The organism is Burkholderia sp. AU33545, assembly GCF_020419685.1.
Lineage (GTDB): Bacteria > Pseudomonadota > Gammaproteobacteria > Burkholderiales > Burkholderiaceae > Burkholderia > Burkholderia diffusa.
In genome coordinates this window covers 522122-546052 of the sequence record NZ_JAIZRQ010000005.1, presented here as the reverse complement: position 1 = coordinate 546052, position 23931 = coordinate 522122, and the positions used below count along the sequence as shown (strand labels likewise).

The following is a 23931-nucleotide window of genomic DNA, read 5'->3' as shown; positions in this document are numbered from 1 at the left end:
CATGAACGACTATCCGTACAATTTCGGCCGCGGCGGCTCCGTCAGCACCGCGGAGGTTCGCAATCGCGTGCTGCGGAACACGTACTGGCTGCTCGCGCTGTCGATGGTGCCGACGGTGCTGGGGGCATGGGTCGGCGTCGCGACGGGCTTCTCGCTGTTCGCGGCCACCAGCCCGATGATGAGCCTGCTGGCGTTCTTCGCGATCGCGTTCGGCTTCATGTTCGCGATCGAGCGGACGAAAAATAGCGCGGCCGGCGTGTTCGTGCTGCTCGGCTTCACGTTCTTCATGGGCCTGATGCTGTCGCGCCTGCTGAGCTTCATCCTCGGCTTCTCGAACGGCCCGTCGCTGATCATGCTCGCGTTCGGGGGCACCGGCATCATCTTCGCCGCGATGGCGACGATCGCCACGGTCAGCAAGCGCGACTTCTCGGGGCTCGGCAAGTGGCTGTTCATGGGCGTGATCGTGATCCTGCTTGCCTCGGTCGCGAACATCTTCCTGCAACTGCCGGCGCTGATGCTCACCGTGTCGGTGCTCGCGATCGCGATCTTCTCGGCCTACATGCTGTTCGACGTCCAGCGCGTCGTGAACGGCGGCGAGACGAACTACATCTCGGCGACGCTTGCGATCTACCTCGATCTGTACAACGTGTTCACGAACCTGCTCGCGCTGCTCGGCATCTTCGGCGGCAACCGCAACTGACGGTCGCTAGACACCGAAAAAAACCGGCCTCGTGGGCCGGTTTTTTTACGTCCACCGCCCGTCCGCTCAGTCGCGCTCGAACAGCGCGATCGATTCGACGTGCGACGTATTCGGGAACATGTTAACGACTCCGGCACCCTTCAGCCGATAGCCGGCCTCGTGCACGAGCAGGCCCGCATCGCGCGCGAGCGTCGACGGGTTGCACGACACGTAGACGATGCGCTTCGGCAGCGGGCCGTCGCCGCTTTGCGCGATTTCGGCCAGCGCCTTCGACACCGCGAGCGCGCCTTCGCGCGGCGGGTCGATCAGGAACTTGTCGAACGCGCCGAGCGCACGAAGGTCGTCGCCCGTCACCTCGAACAGGTTCCGGCACGCGAACGTCGTGTGGCCGTCGACACCGTTCTCGCGCGCATTCGCCAGCGCGCGCGTCGTCAGCGTCTCGCTGCCTTCGATGCCCATCACCTCGCGGGACAGCCGCGCGAGCGGCAGCGTGAAGTTGCCGATCCCGCAGAACAGGTCGAGCACGCGATCGTCGCGCGACGGCGCGAGCAGGCGCAGCGCGCGGCCCACCAGCACGCGGTTGATCTGATGGTTGACCTGCGTGAAGTCGGTCGGCTTGAACGGCATGCGGATGCCGAACTCCGGCAGCGTGTAGTCGAGCGGCACGTCCAGCGGATAGAACGGCGTGACCGTGTCCGGGCCCTTCGGCTGAAGCCAGAATTGCACCTTGTGCTCGTCCGCGAACGCGCGCAGCAGCGCTTCGTCATCCGCATTGATCGGCTCCAGCACGCGCAGCACCAGCGCCGTGACTTGCGAACCGACCGCGAGCTCGATCTGCGGCATCCGGTCACGGATCGAGAGCCCCTCCACCAGCCGACGCAGCGGTACGAGCATCGCCGACACGTGCGGCGGCAGCACTTCGCAGCTCGTCATGTCGGCGACATAGCTGCTCTTCTTTTCATGGAATCCGACGAGCACGCCGCCCTTCTTCGCGACGTTGCGCACGGTCAGGCGCGCACGGTAGCGGTAACCCCACGACGGGCCGTGGATCGGCGCGAACATCGTCTCGGCGCGCAGCTTCGACAGGTGCCACAGGTTGTCCTCGAGCACGCGCTGCTTGATCGCCACCTGCGCACGCATGTCGAGGTGCTGCATCGAGCAGCCGCCGCAGGTGCCGAAGAATTTGCACTTCGGCTGCGTGCGCAGCACGCTTGGGCGCAGAATATCGACGACGGTCGCCTGCTCGTAGCTCGGCTTGCGACGATAGCTCGAATAGGTCACGCGCTCCCCGGGCAGCGCGCCCTCGACGAAGATGACCTTGCCCGGCGAGCCGTCCTCGGTCGTCGTGCGGCCGACACCGCGCGCTTCCATGTCGAGCGATTCGATCTCGAGAACCGGGGCAGGCCCGGGCGCGACGGGCGCATTTTTCGATTTGCGCGCAGAAGTGGGGACGGCTTCGGACACCAGCTTTTCCTGACAAAACGTTGAAGAAGGCGAGATTGTAGACGACGAAAGCCCGCATCGCCCGCTTTCGTGGCGCAAGCGTCGATATGGATGCGCCTACCGCACCGCGTCATGCAGGCACGGTCTGCCGTCGGCCCGCATGCGCGGCGTCTCGCCAGGCCACGGACGGCATAAGTTCTGCTCGCAGGAGACTCGACCATGCGACTGATCGACTGGAACGTTCAATGGGGTCGGGACGCGGACGGCGTCGTCGACCTTCCCCGCACCATCGCCGCCGCCCGCCGGCTTGGCGACTTCGACGTGTTGTGCCTGCAAGAAGTGACGCGCGGCTTCGGCGCACTGCCCGGCCGGCCGGGCCCGGACCAGTTCGCCGAACTGGCGGCGTTGCTGCCCGGCTATGCGATCGTCGACGCGATCGGCGCCGACCTGCCGGCGCTGGAACCCGGCGCGCCGCGTCGCCAGTTCGGCAATGCGATCGCGACCCGGCTGCCCGTCCGGCGCGTGCTGCGCCACCTGCTGCCTTGGCCGGCCGACGCGGGCGCGCCGTCGATGCCGCGTGTCGCGCTCGACGTCGAGCTGGTGACGCCGTCGGGTCCGCTGCGGGTCGTCACGACGCACCTCGAATACTATTCGGCGCGCCAGCGACTCGCGCAGGTCGATGCGTTGCGCGATCAGCACCGAGAGGCCTGCGCCCACGCGGACCGGCCCGCGCCGGCGGAAAATGCGACGGGGCCGTTCAGCGCGACCGACCAGCCGCGCGACGCGATCGTCTGCGGCGATTTCAACAGCGCGTTCGGCAGCGATGCGTACCGGCGCATGCTGGCGCCGATCGCCGACGCGCCGCCGTTCGTCGATGCGTGGATTGCCCGCCACCCGGGCTGCACGCCGCCACCGACTGCCGGCGTCTACGACACGGCGCAATGGTCGGAAGGGCCGCTCGCATGCGATTTCGTGTTCGTGACCGATACGCTGCTGCCACGCGTCACGCGCTGCGAGATCGACGGCGACGTGCGCGCGTCGGATCACCAGCCGATCGTGCTCGAACTCGATTGATCGCTGCCGCGGCGCGAGCCTCCCGCGTTACGCGTCGAAACCGGCCAGGTATTCGGCCCAATGTGACGCGGGCTCCTGTGCCAGCGCGTTCTTCACGAGCAGGATCTCGTCAGCATATTCGCTCGGCGTCAGGCCGCCGCGCATCAGCTGGAACCGGCAATACAGCAGGTAAGTATTGACGACGTCGGTTTCGCAATAGTTGCGGATTTCCTCGATCCGGCCGTCCTGGAACGCGGGCCACACCTGGCTGCCGTCCATCCCGAGCTTGCCCGGAAACCCGCACAGCTTCGCGAGCGCGTCGAGCGGCGCATTCGCGCGCGCCTGATACATCGCGAGCACGTCCATCAGATCGGTGTGTCGCGAGTGATAGCGCGAGATGTAGTTGTTCCACTTGAATTCGCGGTCGTCCTCGCCCAGATCCCAGTAGCGCGTCGCGGGGATCCCGTGCACGAGCGCACGGTAATGGAGCACCGGCAGATCGAAGCCGCCGCCGTTCCACGACACGAGCTGCGGCGTGTATTTCTCGATCACGCGATAGAACGACTGGACGAGCGTCGCCTCGTTGTCCTGGGGCGTGCCCAGCGAGCGCACGCGAAAACCATTGTTGTCGCGGAACACGCAGGAAATCGCCGCGATGCGCTGCAGGTGATGCGGCAGGAAATCGCTGCCGGTCTTTTCGCGGCGCGCGGCGAACGCATGTTCGGCCACCGCGGCATCGTCGAGCGTCGCGGGCAGGTCTTCCAGACGGCGAATGCCGTCGACATCGGGAATGGTCTCGATGTCAAAAACGAGAATCGGAGTCATCAGTTACAGAACGGCGTCCTTGCGCACGCCGTTGGAGGCAAAGAACCGCTTGAGGCGCACCAGCGCTTCCTGCTGGATCTGCCGCACCCGCTCGCGCGTGAGCCCCATCTCGTCGGCCAGCTCCTCGAGCGTGGCCGGTTCGATGTGGTTCAGGCCGAAGCGGCGCTCGATCACGTGCCGATGCTTGTCGGACAACCGCGACAGCCACGCGCGCGTGAGCGTCTCGAGTTCGCGGTGCTGCACCTCGGCGTCGGGCGACTGGCTCTGGTCGTCGGGCAGCAGGTCGAGCAGGCTGCTCGCGGGATCGAGATCGAGCGGCGCGTCGAGCGACGCGGTGTGCTCGTTGAGCGCGAGGATGTCGGTGACTTCCTCGGCGGTCTTGCCGGTGAGATAGGCGATGTCGTCGATGCTGGCTTCGCGGCGCTCGGCCGCCTCGCCCGTCGACATCGAATTTTTTTCGAGGTGGCGCTTCGCGCGCAGCACCTGGTTCAGTTCGCGGATCACGTGCACGGGCAGGCGCACGGTGCGCGCCTGGTTCATGATCGCCCGTTCGATGCTCTGGCGGATCCACCACGTCGCGTAGGTCGAGAAACGAAAGCCGCGCGTCGGGTCGAATTTCTCGATCGCGTGCATCAGGCCGAGGTTGCCTTCCTCGATCAGGTCGAGCAACGGCACGCCGCGGTTCAGGTAACCCTTCGCGATGCTGACGACGAGACGCAGGTTGCGCTCGATCATCACCTGCCGCGCCTCAAATTCGCCGGCCTTCGCGAGACGCGAATAGCGCTGCTCCTCCTCGACGGTCAGGAGTGGCTTCACGCTGATGCGATTCAGGTAATGCTGGATCGTGTCGGCCGTGAGTTCGGCCTGCAGCAATGCGCGGAAATCGTCGACGTCGGGCGCGGCTTCCGCACGGCCTTCGCGCTCGTCGTCGCCGTCCGCCTCGGCGTCGCGTGCCTCGAGATCACGTTCGTTTTCCGCGACGTCGTCTTCGTCGTCCGTCGAAGCGCCAGCTCGCTCCACCGATGCTTGCGTGGCACGACTGATCTTCTCAGATTCGGCTTGCGGCTCGTGGCGCTTCGATTTCGGCATGGTCGTCTCGGTTATTGAGGCGGCAAATACTTCAGCGGATCGACAGGTTTACCCTGCCGGCGAACCTCGAAATGCAGCATCACGCGGTCGGCATCGCTGTTACCCATCTCGGCGATCTTTTGCCCCTTCGTTACCGCGTCCCCCTCTTTTACCATCAAAGCGCGATTGTGTGCATACGCCGTGAGGTAAGTTGCATCGTGTTTGATGATAATGAGATTGCCGTAGCCACGCAGGCCGTTGCCCGAGTAGACGACGCGGCCGTCGGCCGCCGCCTTCACGGCCTCGCCGGACGTGCCGCCGATATTGACGCCCTTGTTCTTCGCGTCGTCGAAACCGTTCAGCACCGGGCCGCGCACGGGCCATGCGAACGTCACGGGGCCGCTCGGCGCCGCGGCCGTATCGCTCGATGCGGCGGCAGCCGGCGGCGTGACCGCGGACGACGAGCCTGCGGCCGGCGTCGCGGGACCGCTGCTGAGCGGTGCGGTCGCGACGGCGGCGCCTGCGATCGGCGCGGCAGCCGGCGAGCCTGCAACCGCGGCACCGCCCGGCGGCGCGACGCGCAGCAGTTGGTCGACTTCGATCTGGTTCGGGTTCGCCAGGTTGTTCCACGCGGCGATGTCGCGATAGTTCTGTCCGTTTTCGAGCGCGATCCGGTACAGCGTATCGCCCGGTTTCACACGGTAGAAGCCGGGCGGCGGCGGGCCGAGCGGCACCGCCGGCTGGGCGGCGGCGGTCGTGCCGAGCGTTCCGGAGCGGTCGACGACGGGCGCGTTGTCGAGCCGCGTCGCACAGGCGGCCAGTAGCGTGGAGAACGCAGCCACACAGATCGCGCGCTGGGCGAACGTGAGCGGTTCCCTGGTTCGGTTGTTTTGCATCGCGCGCAACATACTCATCGGTTTCAAATCACTCCGGATTTTAAAGGGACAAAGAAAACGCGATCAAGCCGCGACTCCCGCCATTGCGCGTGCGCGACGCGCTCGACAAGCGTGAGCACCTGAGGCTGCCCGCTCTGCGCGCCGACCGGCGCGACGAGCCGCCCGCCGATCGCGAGTTGCTCGAGCAGCGCCTGTGGCACGTCGAGCCCCGCCGCAGCGATCACGATCGCGTCGAACGGGCCCGCGGACGGCAGACCGACACGCCCGTCGCCGTAATGCAGACGGATGTTCGGCACGCGCAGCGGCCGCAGGTTCAGCTTTGCGCGCTCGTAGAGCGGCTTGATGCGTTCAATCGAATACACGTCGCGTGCCACGTGACTCAGCACCGCGGCCTGGTAGCCGCAACCGGTGCCGATCTCGAGCACGCGCTCGAGCGTGCGGCCGGCCATCGCGAGCTCGATCATGCGCGCGACGACCGACGGCTTTGAAATCGTTTGCTGATGACCGATCGGCAGCGCGGCATCCTCATAGGCCTGCGTCGCGAGCCCCGGATCCACGAACATGTGACGCGGCACCGCGGCCATCGCATCCAGCACGCGCGCGTCGGTCACGCCGTTCGCGCGCAGGCGTTCGACCATGCGCTCGCGCACACGTTCCGACGTCAGCGCGAACGCACCGGCCGGCGCGACGCTCGGCGCAGCCGGCTTGGGCATCGCCGGCTTCAGCGCGGTCGGTTTCGGCGCGGTCGCCGGCTTCGCGGCGGTCGTGCCGGGCACCGGGCGGGCGACGCCCGTCTTCACCGCCACCGGCTTCAGCACGGCGGCGGACTTGTCGACGGCCTTCGGCACCGCGCCCGCCGCATGGCGTTCGCCGGCCCGGCCTTCCGATTTGCGTGGCGCTCGCTTGAGATCTTCGAGCGCGAGCGGAAACCGCTTCGCGCGCTCGCCGCTCATGAAGCCCGCCCTCCTGCGCGCACCCATTCGCGCGTTGCGGGCAGCATTTGCGTATGCGTGAGATCGAGCTGCAGCGGGGTGATCGATACGAAACCGTTTGCGACGGCGTGGAAATCGGTGCCTTCGCTCGCGTCCAGCGCAGCACCCGCGGCACCGATCCAGTAGACCGGCTCGCCGCGCGGGTCGGTCTGGCGAATCACCGGCTGGGACGGGTGACGCTTGCCGAGGCGCGTGACCTGCCAGCCTTTCAGTTCCCCATACGGCAGATTCGGGATATTGACGTTCAGCAGCGGCTGACCGGGCAGCGGATGCGCGAGATAGTGTTCGACGATTTCCGCGGCGACGCGCGCCGCGTCCGTCAGATGCGCCCAGCCCTTCTCGGCCAGCGAAAACGCGATGGCCGGCACGCCGAACATGATGCCTTCGGTGGCGGCCGCAACGGTCCCTGAATAGAGCGTGTCTTCGCCCATGTTCTGGCCGTTGTTGATCCCGGACACGACGAGGTCGGGCCTCGCGTCGGCCATCCCCGTCAACGCGACGTGCACCGAATCGGTCGGCGTGCCATTCACGTAGAAGAAACCCGTATTCGTCGCGCGCTGCACCGACAGCGGCCGCGACAGCGTGAGGGAATTCGATGCGCCGCTGCAGTTCTGCTCGGGCGCGATCACCGTGAGGTCGGCCAGCGGCTGCAGCGCGTCGCTGAGCGCGGCGAGACCGGGGGCGAGATAGCCGTCGTCGTTGCTGAGTAGGATTCGCATCCGGCGATTGTAACCGAGGAAAGATGGCGCGAGAGCGACAGTCAGGCGGCTGCGGACGGGCCTGCATGCACGACGCGTGCGCGGTGCGCCGCCGCATTGCACGGCGGCGTTCCGCGGGCGCGAGACAACGTTGTGCCGCCCGGCGTTTCCCGCCCCAAAGCGTGCCCCTCGGGAGAGGCCGCCCTCGCGGAAGCCCGACGCGAAGCGCCCGGCCTCGGGGCACTCAGATCGCGCCGGCCTCGCGCAGCGCGGCGATCGCCTGTGCGTCGTAGCCGAGGCGGCGCAGCACCTCGTCCGTATGCTCGCCGAGTTCGGGCCCGAGCCAGCGCGTTTCGCCCGGCGTGTCGGACAACTTCGGCGTGATGTTCGGCAGCGGAATGTCGGTGCCGTCGGCCAGTTTGAAGCGCTGGATCATCTGCCGCGCGACGAACTGCGGATCGGTGAACATGTCGGCGGCGCTGTAGATGCGCCCGGCGGGCACGTCGGCCGCGTTGAGCACGGCAAGCGCCTCGTCGATCGTGCGCGGCGCGAGCCACGCGGCGATCGCCTCGTCGATCTCCTGCGTGCGCGGCACGCGGCCGTCGTTCCGTGCAAGCGCCGGATCGTCGGCGAGATCGTCGCGTTCGATCGCCTTCATCAGCCGCTTGAAGATCGGGTCGCTGTTGCCGCCGATCACAATGCTGCCGTCGCGGCACGCGTAGGTGTTCGACGGCACGATGCCCGGCAGCGACGCGCCGGTGCGCTCGCGCACCATCCCGTACACGCCGTACTCGGGCACCACGCTTTCCATCATGTTGAACACCGCTTCATACAGCGCGACGTCGACCACCTGCCCCGCGCCGCCGTTCACCTTGCGGTGGTGAAGTGCCATCAGCCCGCCGATCACGCCATGCAGCGCGGCGATCGAGTCGCCGATCGAGATGCCGATGCGCGGCGGCGGCAGGTCCGGATAGCCGGTGATGTGGCGCAACCCGCCCATCGATTCAGCGATCGCGCCGAAGCCCGGCCGGTCGCGGTACGGGCCCGTCTGCCCGTAGCCGGACAGGCGCACCATCACGAGACCGGGGTTGTCGGCCGACAGCACGTCGTAGCCGAGCCCGAGCTTCTCGAGCAGGCCCGGGCGGAAGTTTTCGATCACGATGTCGGCCTCGCGCGCGAGCTGCCGCGCGATCGTCTTGCCGGCATCGGATTTCAGGTTGAGGGTGACCGATTTCTTGTTGCGGGCCTGGACCGACCACCACAGCGACGTACCGCCCTGCTCCGGATGCAGCTTGCGCCACTTGCGCAGCGGGTCGCCGCCGTTCGGATCCTCGATCTTGATCACTTCCGCGCCGAATTCGCCGAAGAGGCGCGACGCGAACGGCCCCGCGATCAGCGTCCCGAATTCGAGCACTTTGACGCCCGCGAGGGGGCCCTGACTGGCGCTCATGTGTCTCCCTGACATGAGGAACGGCGCCGCCGGCCGGCGGCGCCCGGCTTACATCGTGCGGCGGTCGAGCATCGCGCGGGCGATCGTGCCCGCGTCGACGTATTCGAGCTCGCCGCCCACCGGCACGCCACGCGCGAGGCGCGTGACCGCGAGCCCGCGCGCCTTCAGCGTCTGGCCGAGGTAGTGCGCGGTGGCCTCGCCCTCGTTCGTGAAGTTGGTCGCAAGCACGACCTCCTTGACGATCCCGTCGGACGCGCGCCGCACGAGGCGGTCGAAATGGATTTCCTTCGGGCCGATTCCGTCGAGCGGGCTCAGCCGCCCCATCAGCACGAAATACAGCCCGCGATACGTCATCGTCTGCTCGAGCATGATCTGGTCGGCCGGTGTCTCGACGACGCACAGCAACGTCGGATCACGCTCCTCGTCGCTGCACACCTCGCAGATCTGCGCTTCCGTGAACGTATTGCACTTCTCGCAGTGCTGCAGGTGCTCGGTCGCGAACAGCAGCGACCGGCCGAGCCGCTCCGCGCCCTCCCGATCGTGCTGCATCAGGTGGTACGCCATGCGCTGCGCGGATTTCGGCCCGACGCCGGGCAATACGCGCAACGCTTCGACGAGGGCGGACAGGGCGGACGGCTGTTTCATACGGCGGCTGAAAGCAGAACGAGCTGATCGGACTAAACGGACGCTGCGCTCAGAACGGCAGCTTGAAGCCCGGGGGCAGCGGCAGGCCGGACGTCATGCCGCTCATCTTTTCCTGCGACGTCGCCTCGGCCTTGCGCACGGCATCGTTGAACGCTGCCGCGACCAGATCCTCGAGCATGTCCTTGTCGTCCGCGAGGAGGCTCGGGTCGATCGCCACGCGACGCACTTCGTTGCGGCAGGTCATCGTCACCTTGACGAGCCCGGCACCCGACTGCCCTTCGACTTCGATCTGCGCAAGCTGCTCCTGCATCTTCTTCATGTTTTCCTGCATTTGCTGCGCTTGCTTCATCAGTCCGGCGAGGTTGCCTTTCAACATGGGAATACTCCTTCTTGATCGTGTGAAAACCGGCACGCGGCGCGCGCCGGTCAATATGTGCGGGCGTGATTGTGCCTGTCGCGGTGCGATTCGTTCAATGCAGCGTCGGGGATGTGCCGTCCGGCGCCAAATCGGCGAGCGGCCGCACCGAGCCTTCGACGATACGCGCCCCGAAGTCACGCACGAGTTGCTGGACGAACGGATCGCCATGGATGTCCTGCTCGGCCTCGCGCTGGCGTGCCGCACGCGCGGCCGCATCCAGCGCCGCCGCGGTGCGCCGCGCGGGCCCGACCTCGACCTCGACCTCGACGGGCTTGCCGAGCGCGTCGGCCAGGGCGGCCTTCAGTTTCGCGACCTGGGCGGCGTCCGCGTACTGCGGCACCGGCACGGACAGTTTCAACGTCGTCGCGTCGACGGCCGTCAGCTCGCTGTTGAACGCGAGCTGATACGCGACGCCCTTCAGCGGCAACCGTGCGGCCAGCGCCGGCCATTCGCCATCGAAGCCGACCGGGTCGAGCGCGATCGCGGGCGGCAGCGGGCGCGTGTCGACCGGTGCGGACGGACGCGCCTCCGCCGCCTTCGGCGCAATGCGCACGTCATCGGGGCCGCTGTCGAACACAGGCACGAAGCCGTCGTCCGCCGCACCGCCGAACATCTCGTCGGCGCTGAGCGGCACGTATTCGTCCGGCGGAATGTCTTCCCACGGCGGCGGAGCCTGGCGCGTGTCGGCTGGCTGCGGCGCGCGTGCCGCCGCGCGCGGCGTCGGCACCTGCACGGCAGGTCGCGATGCCGCCGGTTTCTCCGGGGCCGGCTGGGCCGCCGCCGGTTTCGACGCGCCGCCCGCCCGCGAACGGTCGGACGACACGCGCATGCCGGCATTGCGTAGCACGTCGAGTGCGGCAGCCGCACCGCCGCGGGCCGCCGGGCGCGCGACGGGCTCGGCCGGCGCGGCACGCGGCGCCTGTTCGGCAGCCGGCGCTGGTTCGTCGTTGCGCGTGGCGGCAGCAGGCAATTCGGGTTCGTTGCGGACAGCGGGCAACGCATCGCTCGCCGGTGCTGCCTGCGGTGCCGGGTTTGCTTCCGGCTGCGGCGCTGCGGCTGCAGCCGCTGCCGGCGTCGAAACAGGCTTCACGGCGGGCGAAGTCACCGCTTCGTCAGACCGGGCCGGCGACGGACGCGCAGCGGGCGCGACCGGAGCGGCCGCTTGCGGGCGTGCTACGCCCGCGGCGGTTGCCTGTTCCGAAGACGGCTTGGGCGCCGCCGACGCGGCGGCTGCCACACGCGGCGCAGCCGCGGGTACGGCACGCGGCACGGCCGGCTGACCGCCCGGCGCACTGCCGGCGCCGACGGCCGGCTCGAACGCGAGCATCCGCAGCAGCGTCATTGTGAAGCCGGCGTATTCGTCCGGCGCAAGGCCGAGCTCCGCGCGTCCGACCGTCGCGATCTGATAGAACAGTTGAACCTGCTCGGGGCTCAGCGTCTCCGCGAAGCGGCGCAGGTCGGCCGCTTCCGGCCATTCGTCGAGAACCGAGCCCGGCGCGAACTGCGCCCACGCGATCCGGTGCAGCAGGCTCGCAAGGTCCTGCAGCGCGGTGGAAAAAGACAGGCTGCGCAGCGACATCTCGTCGGCGATCGCGAGAATCTCCGGGCCGTTGCCGACCGCGAGCGCATCGAGCAGGCGCACCATGTAGGTCTGATCGAGCGCGCCGAGCATGCCCGACACAGCCGATTCGGTCACTTCGTTCGCCGAATACGCGATCGCCTGGTCGGTCAGCGACAGCGCATCGCGCATGCTGCCCTGCGCGGCGCGCGCGAGCAGGCGCAGCGCCTGCTGCTCGAACGAGATCCGCTCTTCGCCGAGGATCCGTTCGAGATGCGACACGATGTGCCCGGCCGGCATCTGCTTCAGGTTGAACTGCAGGCAGCGCGACAGCACCGTGACGGGAATCTTCTGCGGATCGGTCGTCGCGAGGATGAACTTGACGTGCGGCGGCGGCTCCTCGAGCGTCTTCAGCATCGCGTTGAACGCGTGATTCGTCAGCATGTGCACTTCGTCGATCATGTAGACCTTGAAGCGCGCATCGACGGGCGCGTACACCGCGCGCTCGAGCAGCGCGGCCATTTCGTCGACGCCGCGGTTGCTCGCCGCGTCCATTTCGACGTAATCGACGAAGCGGCCTTCGTCGATCTCGCGGCACGCGCGGCACACACCGCACGGCTGCGACGTGACGCCGGTTTCGCAGTTGAGTGCCTTCGCGAAGATCCGCGACAGCGTCGTCTTGCCGACGCCGCGGGTTCCGGTAAACAGATAGGCGTGATGGAGACGCCCGCCGTCGAGCGCGTGCGTGAGCGCCCTGACGACGTGCTCCTGGCCGACGAGCGAAGCGAAATCCTTCGGACGCCACTTGCGTGCGAGAACTTGATAGGTCATCGGGAAATTGTATCAGTAACGCTGCGTCGCGCCGACACGTGAAACGGTGCGGAAGACGGGCAATGCGCAGGTAGAACGGAGAATGACGCAGAAATAAAAAACGCCCGGCGAACGGGGCGAGAGGAAAGGTGACGAGCCCGACCCTCGGCACTGGCGGAAAACGATTGTGGCTGCTTCGTTCCCGACCTGACCAGGTTCACCGCCCCACCATGCGAGGAGGCCCGTCACGGCATATTCTATCACCGCTTCCGGCCGAATGCGACCGTTTGTTCGCAACAAGGCCAAAGATCGAGCAAACCGACGCGCGTGCGGGCTCTCCAATCCGGCGCGAACCCGCGGTCATATATCGTGACGCTTCGTGACTCTTGTATTTTGCGCGCCGGCCTCCAAGTTCGGGACACAACGGTCAAACGGCGCGTCGTACCCCTACTCGCGTAGCGGCTACTATCGCCGCCCGCAGCAGATAGCAATTTAGGCTAATATGACGCCCGAACGACCCGCGAGCCGCGCCAAGCAGCGCTTACGCCCTTCCTTCCGGAGAGGGAGTGACCTGCGGCAGCGGCCGGCAGCCGACAAGGCCGCCGGAGCGCCGCAACGCGCCGAGCAGGCAGTCCCCGAACCGTAAGAGGTATTGACCCAATGAGCGAACAGATCAAACACATCAGCGACGCATCGTTCGAACAGGACGTCGTCAAATCCGACAAGCCCGTGCTCGTCGACTTCTGGGCCGAATGGTGCGGCCCGTGCAAGATGATCGCCCCGATCCTCGACGAAGTCGCGAAGGATTACGGCGACAAGCTGCAGATCGCGAAGATCAACGTCGACGACAACCAGGCAACGCCTGCGAAGTTCGGCGTGCGCGGCATCCCGACGCTGATCCTGTTCAAGAACGGCGCGGCCGCCGCGCAGAAGGTCGGCGCGCTGTCGAAGTCGCAGCTCACCGCATTCCTGGACAGCCACCTGTAATACCGGCTGTTCCGCGGACGTGTTGTCAACCGACAACACGTCCGCCGTCAAGCCGCCGATCGGCCGCTCAGGCGCGAATCGGCGTATGCTAGAATCAAAAAACGTCTACAAGACGCATTAAGTCTCAGAGCGCTTCCGCTCACCCTCCTCCCTTATTTCTTTTCGTCGCTTCTCCTCCCTGGCGGGTTCTCCGTATGCATTTATCCGAGCTCAAGTCTCTGCACGTGTCCGAACTGATCGAAATGGCCAATGGCCTGGAGATCGAAAACGCGAACCGCCTGCGCAAGCAGGAGTTGATGTTCGCCATTCTCAAAAAGCGCGCCAAGACGGGAGAGACGATCTTCGGCGACGGCACGCTCGAAGTGCTGCCGGACGGTTTCGGCTTCCTGCGCTCGCCGGAAATGTCGTACCTCGCGAGCACCGACGACATCTATATCAGCCCGTCGCAGATCCGCCGCTTCAACCTGCACACCGGCGACACCATCGAAGGTGAAGTCCGCACGCCGAAGGACGGCGAGCGCTACTTCGCGCTGGTGAAGGTCGACAAAGTCAACGGGCAGCCGCCCGAGGCCTCGAAACACAAGATCATGTTCGAGAACCTCACGCCGCTGCACCCGAACAAGCCGCTGTCGCTCGAACGCGAAATGCGCGGCGAAGAGAACGTCACGGGCCGCATCATCGACATGATCGCGCCGATCGGCAAGGGCCAGCGCGGCCTGCTCGTCGCGTCGCCGAAGTCGGGCAAGACCGTGATGCTCCAGCACATCGCACATGCGATCAAGCAGAACCATCCCGACGTCATCCTGTTCGTGCTGCTGATCGACGAGCGCCCTGAAGAAGTGACCGAAATGCAGCGCTCGGTCGCCGGCGAAGTGATCGCTTCGACGTTCGACGAACCGGCCACGCGTCACGTGCAGGTCGCCGAAATGGTGATCGAGAAGGCCAAGCGCCTCGTCGAAATGAAGCACGACGTCGTGATCCTGCTCGACTCGATCACGCGTCTCGCACGTGCGTACAACACCGTGATCCCGGCGTCGGGCAAGGTGCTGACGGGCGGTGTCGACGCGAACGCGCTGCAGCGCCCGAAGCGCTTCTTCGGCGCGGCTCGCAACATCGAGGAAGGCGGCTCGCTGACCATCATCGGCACCGCGCTGATCGAAACCGGCAGCCGCATGGACGACGTGATCTACGAAGAGTTCAAGGGCACCGGCAACATGGAAGTGCACCTCGAGCGCCGTCTCGCGGAAAAGCGCGTCTATCCGTCGATCAACCTGAACAAGTCGGGCACGCGCCGCGAAGAAATGCTGATCAAGCCCGAGATCCTTCAAAAGATCTGGGTGCTGCGCAAGTTCATCCACGACATGGACGAAGTCGAGGCGATGGAATTCCTGCTCGACAAGATCCGCCAGACGAAGAGCAACTCCGAGTTCTTCGACCTGATGCGCCGCGGCGGCTGATCGCCCCCGCACCGCAACGAACGGCTGCCCGCGCATTTCGCCCGGCAGCCGTTTTTTCACGTCAACCTGAACGTGAACGTACAGGTTGATCTATAATCGCGCCATCGCCCCAACCGAAGCCGCGCCAATCCAATGCCGAACGACGCCTCCCCCTCGCTGCTGACCGTGAGCGACGCCGCGTCGCGGCTCGGCGTCACGCCGCGCACACTGAAGTATTACGAAGAGCGCGGGCTCGTCACGCCGTCACGCAGCGGCGGCCGCTATCGCCTCTACGACGAAGCCGATCTCGAACGCTTCGCCCGCATCCTGCGGCTGCGCGCGCTCGGCTTTTCGCTACACGGCATCACCGAGATGCTCAAGCGCCCGCTGGAAGAAACGGGCGACGGCCGGCGCCGCTATTCGGACGCGTCGTTGCGCGACATCCGCTCGGGGCTCGCCGAGCAAATCGACACGCTCGACCAGCGGATTGCGGCCGTCCAGCGCGAGCTGAAGGAAGCCGTCGCGCTGCGCAAGGAACTGCAGCACGACATCGACTATATCGAACGGCGCCTCGCCGGCGAAAACCCCGACACGCTGATCGCGCAGCGGCAAGCCGAAGCCGGCACGCGGCGCTCGCGCAAGGATCGGGAATGAACGTCGCGCCGGGTCGCCCGCCGCTGTGGAGCCGTGCGAACCTGCGCGCGGACCTGTTCCCGTGGGCGCTCGCGCTCGTGACCGGCATCGACTACTTCGACAACGCGGCCTTCTCGTTCTTCGCGAGCTACATCGCGGGCGGCATCAACGCGTCGCCCGACGAGCTCGTGTGGTCGTCGAGCGCGTATGCGGTCACGGCCGTGCTCGGCATCCTGCAGCAACAATGGTGGGTCGATCGGCTCGGCCATCGCCGCTACGTCGCCGGCTGCATGTTGATGTTCTCGTTCGGCGCGATCGCGGCCGCACTCGCCGACACGTCGCTCGAGCTCGCGTTCGCGCGCGGCTTCCAGGGTTACTTCATCGGCCCCATGATGGGTGCATGCCGGATCCTGATCCAGATCAGCTTCAAGCCGCAGGAGCGGCCGCCCGCCACGCGCGCGTTCCTGATCATGATCCTGCTCGGCAGCGCGCTTGCGCCGATCGTCGGAGGGCTGCTCGTCGCGCATTTGACGTGGCGCGCGCTGTTCGCGTGCACGGCGCCCGCCAGCATCGCGTTCGCGATTCTCGCGCTCCTCACGCTGCCCGATTCGGGCAGAACGCCCGACGACGAGCGCGGCTCCGGGCATTTCTGGCCGTACATCGTATTCGCGCTCGCGCAAGGCGCGCTGCAGATCGTGCTGCAGCAGGTGCACTACCAGCTCTACAGCGGCTCGCCGATGCTGATCCTGCTGACGATCGGGGGACTTGGCGCGCTCGCGTGGTTCGCCTATCACCAGTGGAACCATCCGACGCCGCTCGTGCGACTGCATGCGTTTCGCGAGCGCACGTTCCAGGTCGGGTTGCTGCTGTATATGTTCTATTACTACGAGTCGACGGGCTTCAGCTACCTGACCTCCCGCCTGCTCGAAGGCGGGCTCGGCTATCCGGTCGAGAACGCCGGGCGCCTGGTCGGCACGATGTCGCTGATCTCGGCCACCGCGCTGTTCGTCTACCTGCGCCACGCGAAGCGCGTCACGCACAAGAAATGGTTCGTCGTGCCGGGGTTCGCGATCGCAATCGTCGCAGCGCTGTGGATGACGCGGATGACGCCCCAGGTCGGCGAGGCCGCGCTGATCGTCCCGCTGCTGCTGCGCGGGCTGTTGCTGCTATTCATCGTGCTGCCGGTCGCGAACCTGACGTTCCGCATCTTCGCGATCGACGAATACACGCACGGCTACCGGCTGAAGAACATCGTGCGGCAACTGACGATCTCGTTCGCGACGTCGTCGGTGATCATCGTCGAGCAGCACCGGCTGGCCGTACATCAGACGCGGCTCGTGGAGCGCGCGAACGTGTTCGATCCGCTGTTCCAGCAAACCGTCGACGCGCTCACGCGCAGCTACGCGGCTGCCGGCCATGCGCTGAACGAGGCGCACGCCCTCGCGATCGCATCGATCGCGCGGATGGTCGCGCAACAGGCGTCGTTCCTCGCGTCGCTCGACGGTTTCTATTTCCTCGCGGGCGTCGCGCTCGTCGGCGGTCTCTTCGCGGCATGGCAAAAAGAGATCGATTGAGTTAAAAGACAGGCTTTGGATTCTCCCGCGCTGCTTCCATGCTCTCGAAACTGACCCGCTGGCTCGACGACCGCCGCCGCGACCGCGCGCTGCGCAGCCATCCGATTCCCGACGAGCTGTGGCGGAACACCGTCGCGCGCCTGCCATTCCTCGACGCGCTGTCGCCCGGCGATCTGGGTCGGCTGCGCGAGCTGACGAGCCTGTTCATCGCGAAGAAATCGTTCTCGACCGCGCACGGACTCGCGCTGACCGACGAGATGATTGTCGCGATCGCCGCGCAGGCGTGCCTGCCCGTGCTGAACCTCGATTTGTCGCTGTACGACGGCTGGGTCGGCGTCGTCGTGTATCCGGGTGAATTCGTCATCCGCAAGACCGTGCAGGACGAGGACGGTGTCGTCCATGAAGTCGAGCAGGATGCGAGCGGCGAAGCGTGGGAAGGCGGCCCGGTGATCCTGTCGTGGGAAGACGCGCAGATGACGGACGGCCGCGACGCATACAACGTCGTGATCCACGAGTTCGCGCACAAGATCGACATGGTCAATGGCGAGGCCGACGGGTATCCGCCCCTTTTTCGCCGCTGGCACGCGCCGCACCTCGACGCGCAGGCGTGGGCCGACGTGTTCGAGCATGCATACGACCAGTTCTGCGCGCGCGTCGATGCGGTGCCGGATCGCGCGTGGGCGCGCTTCGAGCGCGACTCGCTGATCGACCCCTATGCGGCCGATCACCCGTCGGAGTTCTTCGCGGTGTGCAGCGAGGCGCTGTTCGTGCGACCGCGTGCGTTCGAGTCCGAATTTCCGGAGCTCTACCGGCTGCTCGCCCGCTACTATCGGCAGGATCCGGCCCGGACGGGCGCCCTCGACGCGTGATGAAAATTATTCGTCAACCGTCTGATTTTCTGGCATAATCGCCGTTTTTCGACCTTAGGCAAGTGGCTCGCGCCGGGCTTGACGTCGGCTGAATCGTGCGAATGCGTGCGGTCCGGCACGGCAAGCGGCGGGTTGGCTACCGCTCTCACCAAGGAACATCATGAAACCTGGCATTCACCCGGACTACCGCGAAGTCGTCTTCCAAGACATGTCGAACGGCTTCAAGTTCATCACGCGCTCGACGATCCAGACGCGTGAAACCATCGAACACGAAGGCAAGACCTACCCGCTCGCCAAGATCGAAGTGTCGTCGGAATCGCACTCGTTCTACACGGGTCAGCAAAAGATCATGGACACGGCAGGCCGTGTCGAGAAGTTCAAGAACAAGTTCGGCGCACGCGCCAGCGGCAAGGTCGCGAAGTAAGCTTCGCACCGATCCGGTGGTTGCAACGCACCGGTACCGCACGAAAGGGCAGCCCAGGCTGCCCTTTTTTGTCTCCGCTCGCCGGGAAAACACCGCACGGCGGCCGGTGCAGGGGCAATCGTCCGACGCGCAACGGCCGGCGCGTCTACAATGCCGGATGCCCGAATCCGGCGCCGTCGGCGCATGACCGCGCCGGCCGCCTGCTCATAACAAATCACTCATCTGCATGAAGCCAGTCGTTCGTCTCACCGCCTCCGCCACGCGCGCGCTGCCGCGCTGGCTGCTGCTTACGCTCTGCCTCGTCTACGCGGCGTTCGGCCTGTTCGGCCGCGACCCGTGGAAGAACGAGGACGCGGCAGGCTTCGGCGTGATGTGGACGATGGCCACCGGCGGCTGGCACGACTGGCTGCTGCCGAATCTCGTCGGCAAGTTCATCACGACCGACGGGCCGCTCGGCTACTGGCTCGGCGCGCTGTCGATCCGCGCGCTGGCACCGTGGGTCGACGCGAGCAACGCGTCGCGCGTCGACACGGGCGTGCTGTTCTGCCTCGCGTGCGCGTTCGTCTGGTACGCCGCCTACCTGCTCGGCCGGCGCGCCGAGGTCCAGCCGTTCAAGTACGCATTCGGCGGCGAGCCGGAGCCGCGGGACTACGGCCGCACGCTCGCCGACGGCGCGCTGCTGGTCCTCGTCGCGTGCTTCGGGCTCGCGGAGCGCGGCCACGAAACGACGCCGCAGCTCGCGCAGTTCGCGTGGATCGCGATGTTCGTGTACGGCATCGTGCGCGGCATCGACAAGCCGATGCAGGGTGCGCTGTGGTGGGGCGTCGCGATCGGCCTCGTCGCGCTGTCCGGCAACCCGGTGCTCGTCGTCGCGCTGCTCGCCGGCACGGCCGCACTGTGGCTCGTCACGCCGGAGATGCGCAACCTGCGCCTGCCGCTGATCGGCCTGCCGCTTGCGGCCGCGATCTTCGCGCTGTGGCCGCTCGCCGCGTTCCACGCGGCACCCGACGACGCCGCGTGGTTCTTCAACCAGTGGATCCACGGCAGCCTGATGCGCTTCTCGGGCCCGCCAACCGCGGTGCTCGCCTACGCGGCGAAAAACCTGCCGCTCTTCACGTGGCCCGCGTGGCCGCTCGCGATCTGGGCGTGGTGGAGCTGGGCCGGCATGCGCCGCCGCGCGCACATCGCGATTCCGCTGTCGGTCGTGGTACCGCTCGTCGCGCTCGTGATCCTGCAGAGCCAGCAGTCGAACCGCATGTACATGCTGCTGCTGCCGCCGCTCGCGGTGCTCGCTACCTTCGCGCTGCCGACGCTCAAGCGCGGCGCGATCAACGCGTTCGACTGGTTCGCGGTGCTGAGCTTCACGATCCTCGGCACCTTCGTGTGGCTCGTATGGCTTGCGTCGCTCACCGGCTTCCCGCACCCGCTCGCGCGCAACCTCGCGCGCCTGGTGCCGGGCTACGAACCGCACTTCAAGATCCTCTCGTTCATCTGCGCGGTGATCGTCACCGTGTGCTGGTGCCTGCTCGCGCGCTGGCGCATCTCGCGCCAGCCGAAGGTGCTGTGGCGCAGCGTCGTGCTGTCGGGCGCGGGCACCACGCTGATGTGGGTGCTGCTGATGACGCTGTGGCTGCCGATCGTCAACTACGGCCGGACTTACAGCGATGTCGCGCAACAGATCGCGTCGCATCTGCCGAAAGACTATGAGTGCATCGCGCCCGTGCGGCTCGGCGATGCGCAGATCGCGACCTTCGCGTACTTCGGCGACATGCACTTCGAATTCTCGGGCGACTGCGACGTGATCCTGCGCCAGGACCGCGCGGACTTCGGCGAGCCGAGCGCGATGTCGCAATACGTGTGGCGTCTCGTGTGGGAAGGCCGTCGCGTCGCCGACCGCGACGAACGCTTCCGCCTGTACGAGCGCATCGAGCGGCCAACGGCGCCCGTCAAGCGCCGCGGCCCGCGCCACCGGACGGTCGATTGACGATGTTCGCCGACATCCGCCGGATCGTCGGTCTCGCGTGGCCGGTGCTCGTCGGCCAGCTCGCGATCATCGCGTTCGGCGTGATCGACACGGCGATGGTCGGCCGGTATTCGGCCATCGACCTGGCCGCACTCGGGCTCGGTTCGTCGATCTACGTGTCGGTCTACATCGGGATGACGGGCATCCTGTCCGCGCTGCAGCCCATCACCGGGCAACTTTACGGTGCGCGGCGCTACGCGGAAATCGGCGAGGAAGTCCGTCAGGCGCTGTGGCTCGCGCTGATGCTCGCGGTGCCCGGCTTCCTGCTGCTGCACTTTCCCGAACCGCTGCTGCACATCGCGCACGCACCGCCCGCGCTGCATGATCGCACGGTCGATTACCTTCGAATCCTGTCGTACGGCCTGCCGGCGAGCCTCGTGTTCCGGATCTACAACGCGCTGGCCAACGCGGCCGGCAAGCCGCGCCTCGCGATGATCCTGCAGGTTGGCGCGCTGCTGCTCAAGTTTCCCCTCAACGTGTGGTTCATCTTCGGCGGCTTCGGCGTGCCGGCCCTCGGCGGGCCCGGCTGCGGGCTCGCCAGCACGCTGATCAACTGGGCGCTCGCCCTGATCGGCTTCACGCTGCTCGCGAAGCTCGACGTGTTCTCGCCGCTTTCGATCTTCTCGCGCTTTTGCTGGCCCGTCTGGGCACGCCAGAAGGCGATCCTGAAGCTCGGCGTGCCGATGGGCCTGTCATACCTGATCGAGGTCACGTCGTACACGTGCATGGCACTCTTCATCGCGCAATTCGGCACGACGACGCTCGCCGGCCACCAGATCGCCGGCAACATCGGCGCGGTGCTGTACATGACGCCGCTGTCGATCGGCGTCGCGGCGTCGACGCTGGTGGCACGCGCACTCGGCGCCGGCCGCCCGGACGAGGCACGCCTGCTCGGCCGGCACAGCGTGATGCTCGCGTGCGGGATCGCGGCGGCGTACGGCGGGCTCGTGTTCACGCTGCGTCCGCTGATCGTCGGCGGCTACACACCGAACCCGGCCGTGGCCGCCGCCGCGCTGCCGCTCGTCGCGATCGTCACCTGCTACCACTTCTTCGACGCGCTGCAGATCACGTCCGCATTCGTGCTGCGCGCGTACAAGGTCGCGGTCGTGCCGACCGTGATCTATGCGGTCGCGCTATGGGGCGTCGGGCTCGGCGGCGGCTACGTGCTCGGTTTCGACGTCGGCGGCATCGCGCCCGCCTGGCTGACCGGCGCGCGCGGCTTCTGGTTCGCGAACACGATCAGCCTGATGCTCGCGGGCGCAGGCCTCGCGCTCTACCTGCGCCACGTCAGCCGCACGCAACCGGCCGTCAGCGCATACGGCTCATGACGCATGGCGCGCGGCCTACGCGCCCTCCAGCACGTCGGCCGCGTGGTACGAGGACCGCACGAGCGGACCGGCAACGACTTCCCTGAACCCGAGCGCCAACCCCTCGTCTCGCCACGCGGCGAACGCATCGGGGCTCACGTAGCGGCGCACCGGCAGATGGTGCGCGGACGGCGCGAGATACTGGCCGAGCGTCAGCACGTCGACCTCGTGCGCGCGCAGGTCGCGCAGCGTGTCCCGCACCTCGTCGTCGCGCTCGCCGAGCCCGAGCATCAAGCCCGATTTCGTCACGAGCGTCGGCCGCGCGGCCTTCGCCTGCGCGAGCAGTTCGAGCGAACCGCGATAGTCGGCGCCCGGCCGCGCCGCCCGATACAGCGACGGCACCGTCTCGATATTGTGATTGAACACGTCCGGCCACGCTGACGACAACGCATCGAGCGCCCGCGCGACGCGGCCACGGAAATCGGGCGTCAGCACCTCGACGCCGATGCCCGGCACGCTCGCGCGCACCGCCGCGATGCAGGCCGCAAAATGCGCAGCGCCGCCATCGCGCAGGTCGTCGCGATCGACCGACGTGATCACGACGTAGCGTAGTTCGAGTGCCGCGACAGCGTCGGCGAGCCGCGCGGGCTCGTCGGGATCGAGCGGATCGGGGCGGCCGTGCGCGACGTCGCAGAACGGGCAGCGCCGCGTGCACAGTCCGCCCATGATCATGAAAGTCGCGGTGCGCTGCGCGAAGCATTCGCCGATGTTCGGGCACATCGCCTCCTCGCAGACGGAATGCAGCCGATGATCGCGCAGCACGGCCGCCATGTCGGCGACCGCCCCGCTCATCATCGGCCGCGCCCGCAGCCACGGCGGCTTAGGCAGCGCCGCGCCGGCCGCGGGCTCGACGCGCACCGGAATGCGCGCGAGCTTGTCGCGGCTCCTCGCGCCCGGCTGGCCGAGCGCGGTGAGGCTGGGTCGTTCGAGCGCGGCGGCCATCGTCAGTCTCCGAGAAACGCGACGATCAAGCGGTTCACGTCGGCAGCCGCCTCCATCTGCACCATGTGGCCGCTGCCGGCGATCACCTCGACCCGCACGCCGTCCGGCAAGCCCTGCGCATGCTGCGCCGGAATCACCTCGTCGCGCTCGCCCCAGATCACGAGCGTGCGCGGCGCGAGCGCCCCGACGCGGTCGCGGAACACGCGCCGCTGGGACGCGCCGTCGAACGCGGCGTTCGCGATCTTCTCCAGCGCGGCCTGCACACCTTCGAGCCGCTTGTACTTGACGAGATCCTCGACCAGTTGTCGCGTCACGAGCGCGTCGTCGGCGAACAATGCGCCGAGGTGCGGTTTCAGTGTGTTGCGGCTGTTGCCGGCGACGAAGCCGTCGATATAGGCGCGGTTGATATCGGTGCCGAGCCCCGCGCTCGCGATCAGCGTCAGCGACGCGACGCGTTGCGGCGCGCGTTCGGCCGCGGCCATCGCGACCGCGCCGCCCATCGAATGCCCGATCAAATGCGCACGATCGATGTGCTGCGCGTCGAGCAGCGCGAGCACCGCGTCGGCCAGTTCGTCGAGACTGCCCGTGTCGACCGCCTTGCCCGACTCGCCGTGCCCGGGCAGGTCGAGCGCCCACACGGGCCGATGCGCGGCCAGCTCCGCGTGGTTGAACAGCCAGTTGTTCAGGTCGCCGCCGAAGCCGTGGATCAGCACCGCAGGCGTACCCGAACCGTCGCCGAGTTTCAGGAACCGGACCGTGCGTCCGCCGATCTGCGCCTTCTCGGGTTGCGGGCCCGCCGCGTCGTCGGCGGCCGCGGCCGGCACGAAATCGCGCTGGAATTCGGCGATCGCCGCGTCGATGTCGGCATCGCTTGCCTCGGCCGCGGCCACCACGCCGAGCAGCGCACCGACCGGCAGCGTCTCGCCCTCCTGCGCGACCTGTCGGCGCAGCGTGCCGTCGAACGCGCACTCGACGCCCGACGAGATCTTGTCGGTCTCGACGTCGAGCACTTCGTCGCCCTTCGTCACGCGTTCGCCGATCGCTTTGAGCCAGCCGTTGACCTGCCCCTGCTCCATCGACAGCCCCCACTTGGGCATCGTGATCATGTGAATCGACATCG

Annotated in this window: 22 protein-coding genes and 1 other RNA gene; 10 read left to right on the top strand and 13 right to left on the bottom strand. The window is 67.2% G+C overall.

Annotated elements, in window-relative coordinates:
* Position 1 precedes the first annotated feature (1 nt).
* Entirely contained in the window at positions 2 to 700 is a 699-nt protein-coding gene (locus LGM71_RS20030) for a Bax inhibitor-1/YccA family protein (protein ID WP_006761414.1), read from the top strand.
* A 66-nt stretch (positions 701 to 766) separates the two neighbouring features.
* On the opposite strand, the gene rlmD is transcribed toward LGM71_RS20030, so the two are convergent.
* Positions 767 to 2164: a 23S rRNA (uracil(1939)-C(5))-methyltransferase RlmD gene (rlmD, locus tag LGM71_RS20025; protein ID WP_124622649.1), complete on the bottom strand. Its 1398-nt coding sequence runs from the start codon at positions 2162 to 2164 to the stop codon at positions 767 to 769.
* 198 nt (positions 2165 to 2362) lie between these two features.
* Here rlmD and LGM71_RS20020 point away from each other — a divergent pair, with 198 nt between their 5' ends.
* Complete coding sequence (locus tag LGM71_RS20020) at positions 2363 to 3217, top strand: endonuclease/exonuclease/phosphatase family protein (RefSeq protein ID WP_226116091.1); 855 nt, start codon at positions 2363 to 2365, stop codon at positions 3215 to 3217.
* Positions 3218 to 3244: 27 nt separating this feature from the next.
* On the opposite strand, the gene LGM71_RS20015 is transcribed toward LGM71_RS20020, so the two are convergent.
* From LGM71_RS20015 to ffs, 10 genes are all read right to left on the bottom strand, one after another.
* Positions 3245 to 4021, bottom strand: a complete 777-nt coding sequence (locus LGM71_RS20015) for a 3'-5' exonuclease (protein WP_059604370.1) — start codon at positions 4019 to 4021, stop codon at positions 3245 to 3247.
* 3 nt (positions 4022 to 4024) lie between these two features.
* Complete coding sequence (rpoS, locus tag LGM71_RS20010; protein ID WP_059604367.1) at positions 4025 to 5110, bottom strand: RNA polymerase sigma factor RpoS; 1086 nt, start codon at positions 5108 to 5110, stop codon at positions 4025 to 4027.
* A gap of 11 nt (positions 5111 to 5121) precedes the next feature.
* Positions 5122 to 6003, bottom strand: coding sequence for a peptidoglycan DD-metalloendopeptidase family protein (locus LGM71_RS20005; RefSeq protein WP_174908868.1), 882 nt, complete (start codon positions 6001 to 6003; stop codon positions 5122 to 5124).
* Positions 6004 to 6008: 5 nt separating this feature from the next.
* Entirely contained in the window at positions 6009 to 6938 is a 930-nt protein-coding gene (locus LGM71_RS20000) for a protein-L-isoaspartate(D-aspartate) O-methyltransferase (protein WP_174908866.1), read from the bottom strand.
* The gene (gene surE / locus LGM71_RS19995) at positions 6935 to 7696 is read right to left on the bottom strand and encodes a 5'/3'-nucleotidase SurE (protein ID WP_059604358.1); all 762 of its coding nucleotides are present in this window, start codon (positions 7694 to 7696) and stop codon (positions 6935 to 6937) included. Before surE ends, LGM71_RS20000 begins: the two co-directional genes overlap by 4 nt.
* A 223-nt stretch (positions 7697 to 7919) precedes the next feature.
* Positions 7920 to 9125: a CaiB/BaiF CoA transferase family protein gene (locus LGM71_RS19990; RefSeq protein ID WP_226116087.1), complete on the bottom strand. Its 1206-nt coding sequence runs from the start codon at positions 9123 to 9125 to the stop codon at positions 7920 to 7922.
* A 48-nt stretch (positions 9126 to 9173) separates the two neighbouring features.
* Positions 9174 to 9770, bottom strand: a complete 597-nt coding sequence (gene recR / locus LGM71_RS19985; RefSeq protein ID WP_014896897.1) for a recombination mediator RecR — start codon at positions 9768 to 9770, stop codon at positions 9174 to 9176.
* A gap of 49 nt (positions 9771 to 9819) precedes the next feature.
* The gene (locus LGM71_RS19980) at positions 9820 to 10146 is read right to left on the bottom strand and encodes a YbaB/EbfC family nucleoid-associated protein (RefSeq protein WP_006755698.1); all 327 of its coding nucleotides are present in this window, start codon (positions 10144 to 10146) and stop codon (positions 9820 to 9822) included.
* A gap of 94 nt (positions 10147 to 10240) precedes the next feature.
* Positions 10241 to 12577 (bottom strand): DNA polymerase III subunit gamma/tau, encoded by a 2337-nt coding sequence (gene dnaX / locus LGM71_RS19975; protein WP_226116085.1) that lies wholly within the window; start codon positions 12575 to 12577, stop codon positions 10241 to 10243.
* A 127-nt stretch (positions 12578 to 12704) separates the two neighbouring features.
* An RNA gene (gene ffs / locus LGM71_RS19970) (signal recognition particle sRNA small type) lies at positions 12705 to 12803 on the bottom strand.
* Positions 12804 to 13216: 413 nt separating this feature from the next.
* On the opposite strand from ffs, the gene trxA reads away from it, so the two are divergent.
* The 8 genes from trxA (at position 13217) to LGM71_RS19930 (ending at position 21830) form a co-directional block, all read left to right on the top strand.
* A complete protein-coding gene (gene trxA, locus LGM71_RS19965; RefSeq protein ID WP_006402348.1) occupies positions 13217 to 13543 on the top strand; it encodes a thioredoxin TrxA in 327 nt (108 codons plus the stop codon).
* A gap of 194 nt (positions 13544 to 13737) precedes the next feature.
* Positions 13738 to 15000, top strand: a complete 1263-nt coding sequence (gene rho / locus LGM71_RS19960; protein WP_006478662.1) for a transcription termination factor Rho — start codon at positions 13738 to 13740, stop codon at positions 14998 to 15000.
* Positions 15001 to 15132: 132 nt separating this feature from the next.
* Positions 15133 to 15633, top strand: coding sequence for a MerR family transcriptional regulator (locus tag LGM71_RS19955; RefSeq protein ID WP_226116083.1), 501 nt, complete (start codon positions 15133 to 15135; stop codon positions 15631 to 15633).
* Positions 15630 to 17186, top strand: coding sequence for an MFS transporter (locus LGM71_RS19950; protein WP_059604348.1), 1557 nt, complete (start codon positions 15630 to 15632; stop codon positions 17184 to 17186). The genes LGM71_RS19955 and LGM71_RS19950 overlap by 4 nt, the downstream gene beginning before the upstream one ends.
* Before the next feature lie 38 nt (positions 17187 to 17224).
* Positions 17225 to 18055, top strand: coding sequence for a zinc-dependent peptidase (locus LGM71_RS19945; protein WP_226116081.1), 831 nt, complete (start codon positions 17225 to 17227; stop codon positions 18053 to 18055).
* A gap of 160 nt (positions 18056 to 18215) precedes the next feature.
* Positions 18216 to 18479, top strand: a complete 264-nt coding sequence (locus tag LGM71_RS19940) for a type B 50S ribosomal protein L31 (protein ID WP_040144297.1) — start codon at positions 18216 to 18218, stop codon at positions 18477 to 18479.
* Positions 18480 to 18705: 226 nt separating this feature from the next.
* Positions 18706 to 20463 carry an ArnT family glycosyltransferase gene (locus LGM71_RS19935; RefSeq protein WP_124903569.1) on the top strand — a complete coding sequence of 586 codons (1758 nt, stop codon included), beginning with the start codon at positions 18706 to 18708 and terminating at the stop codon, positions 20461 to 20463.
* 2 nt (positions 20464 to 20465) lie between these two features.
* The gene (locus tag LGM71_RS19930) at positions 20466 to 21830 is read left to right on the top strand and encodes an MATE family efflux transporter (RefSeq protein WP_226116079.1); all 1365 of its coding nucleotides are present in this window, start codon (positions 20466 to 20468) and stop codon (positions 21828 to 21830) included.
* Positions 21831 to 21845: 15 nt separating this feature from the next.
* Here the strand turns inward: LGM71_RS19930 and lipA are convergent, their stop codons facing one another.
* Positions 21846 to 22811, bottom strand: a complete 966-nt coding sequence (lipA, locus tag LGM71_RS19925; RefSeq protein WP_059604332.1) for a lipoyl synthase — start codon at positions 22809 to 22811, stop codon at positions 21846 to 21848.
* A 2-nt stretch (positions 22812 to 22813) separates the two neighbouring features.
* On the bottom strand, positions 22814 to 23929 hold the full coding sequence (locus tag LGM71_RS19920; RefSeq protein WP_226116077.1) for an acetoin dehydrogenase dihydrolipoyllysine-residue acetyltransferase subunit: 1116 nt from the start codon (positions 23927 to 23929) through the stop codon (positions 22814 to 22816).
* Between the last annotated feature and the right edge of the window lie 2 nt (positions 23930 to 23931).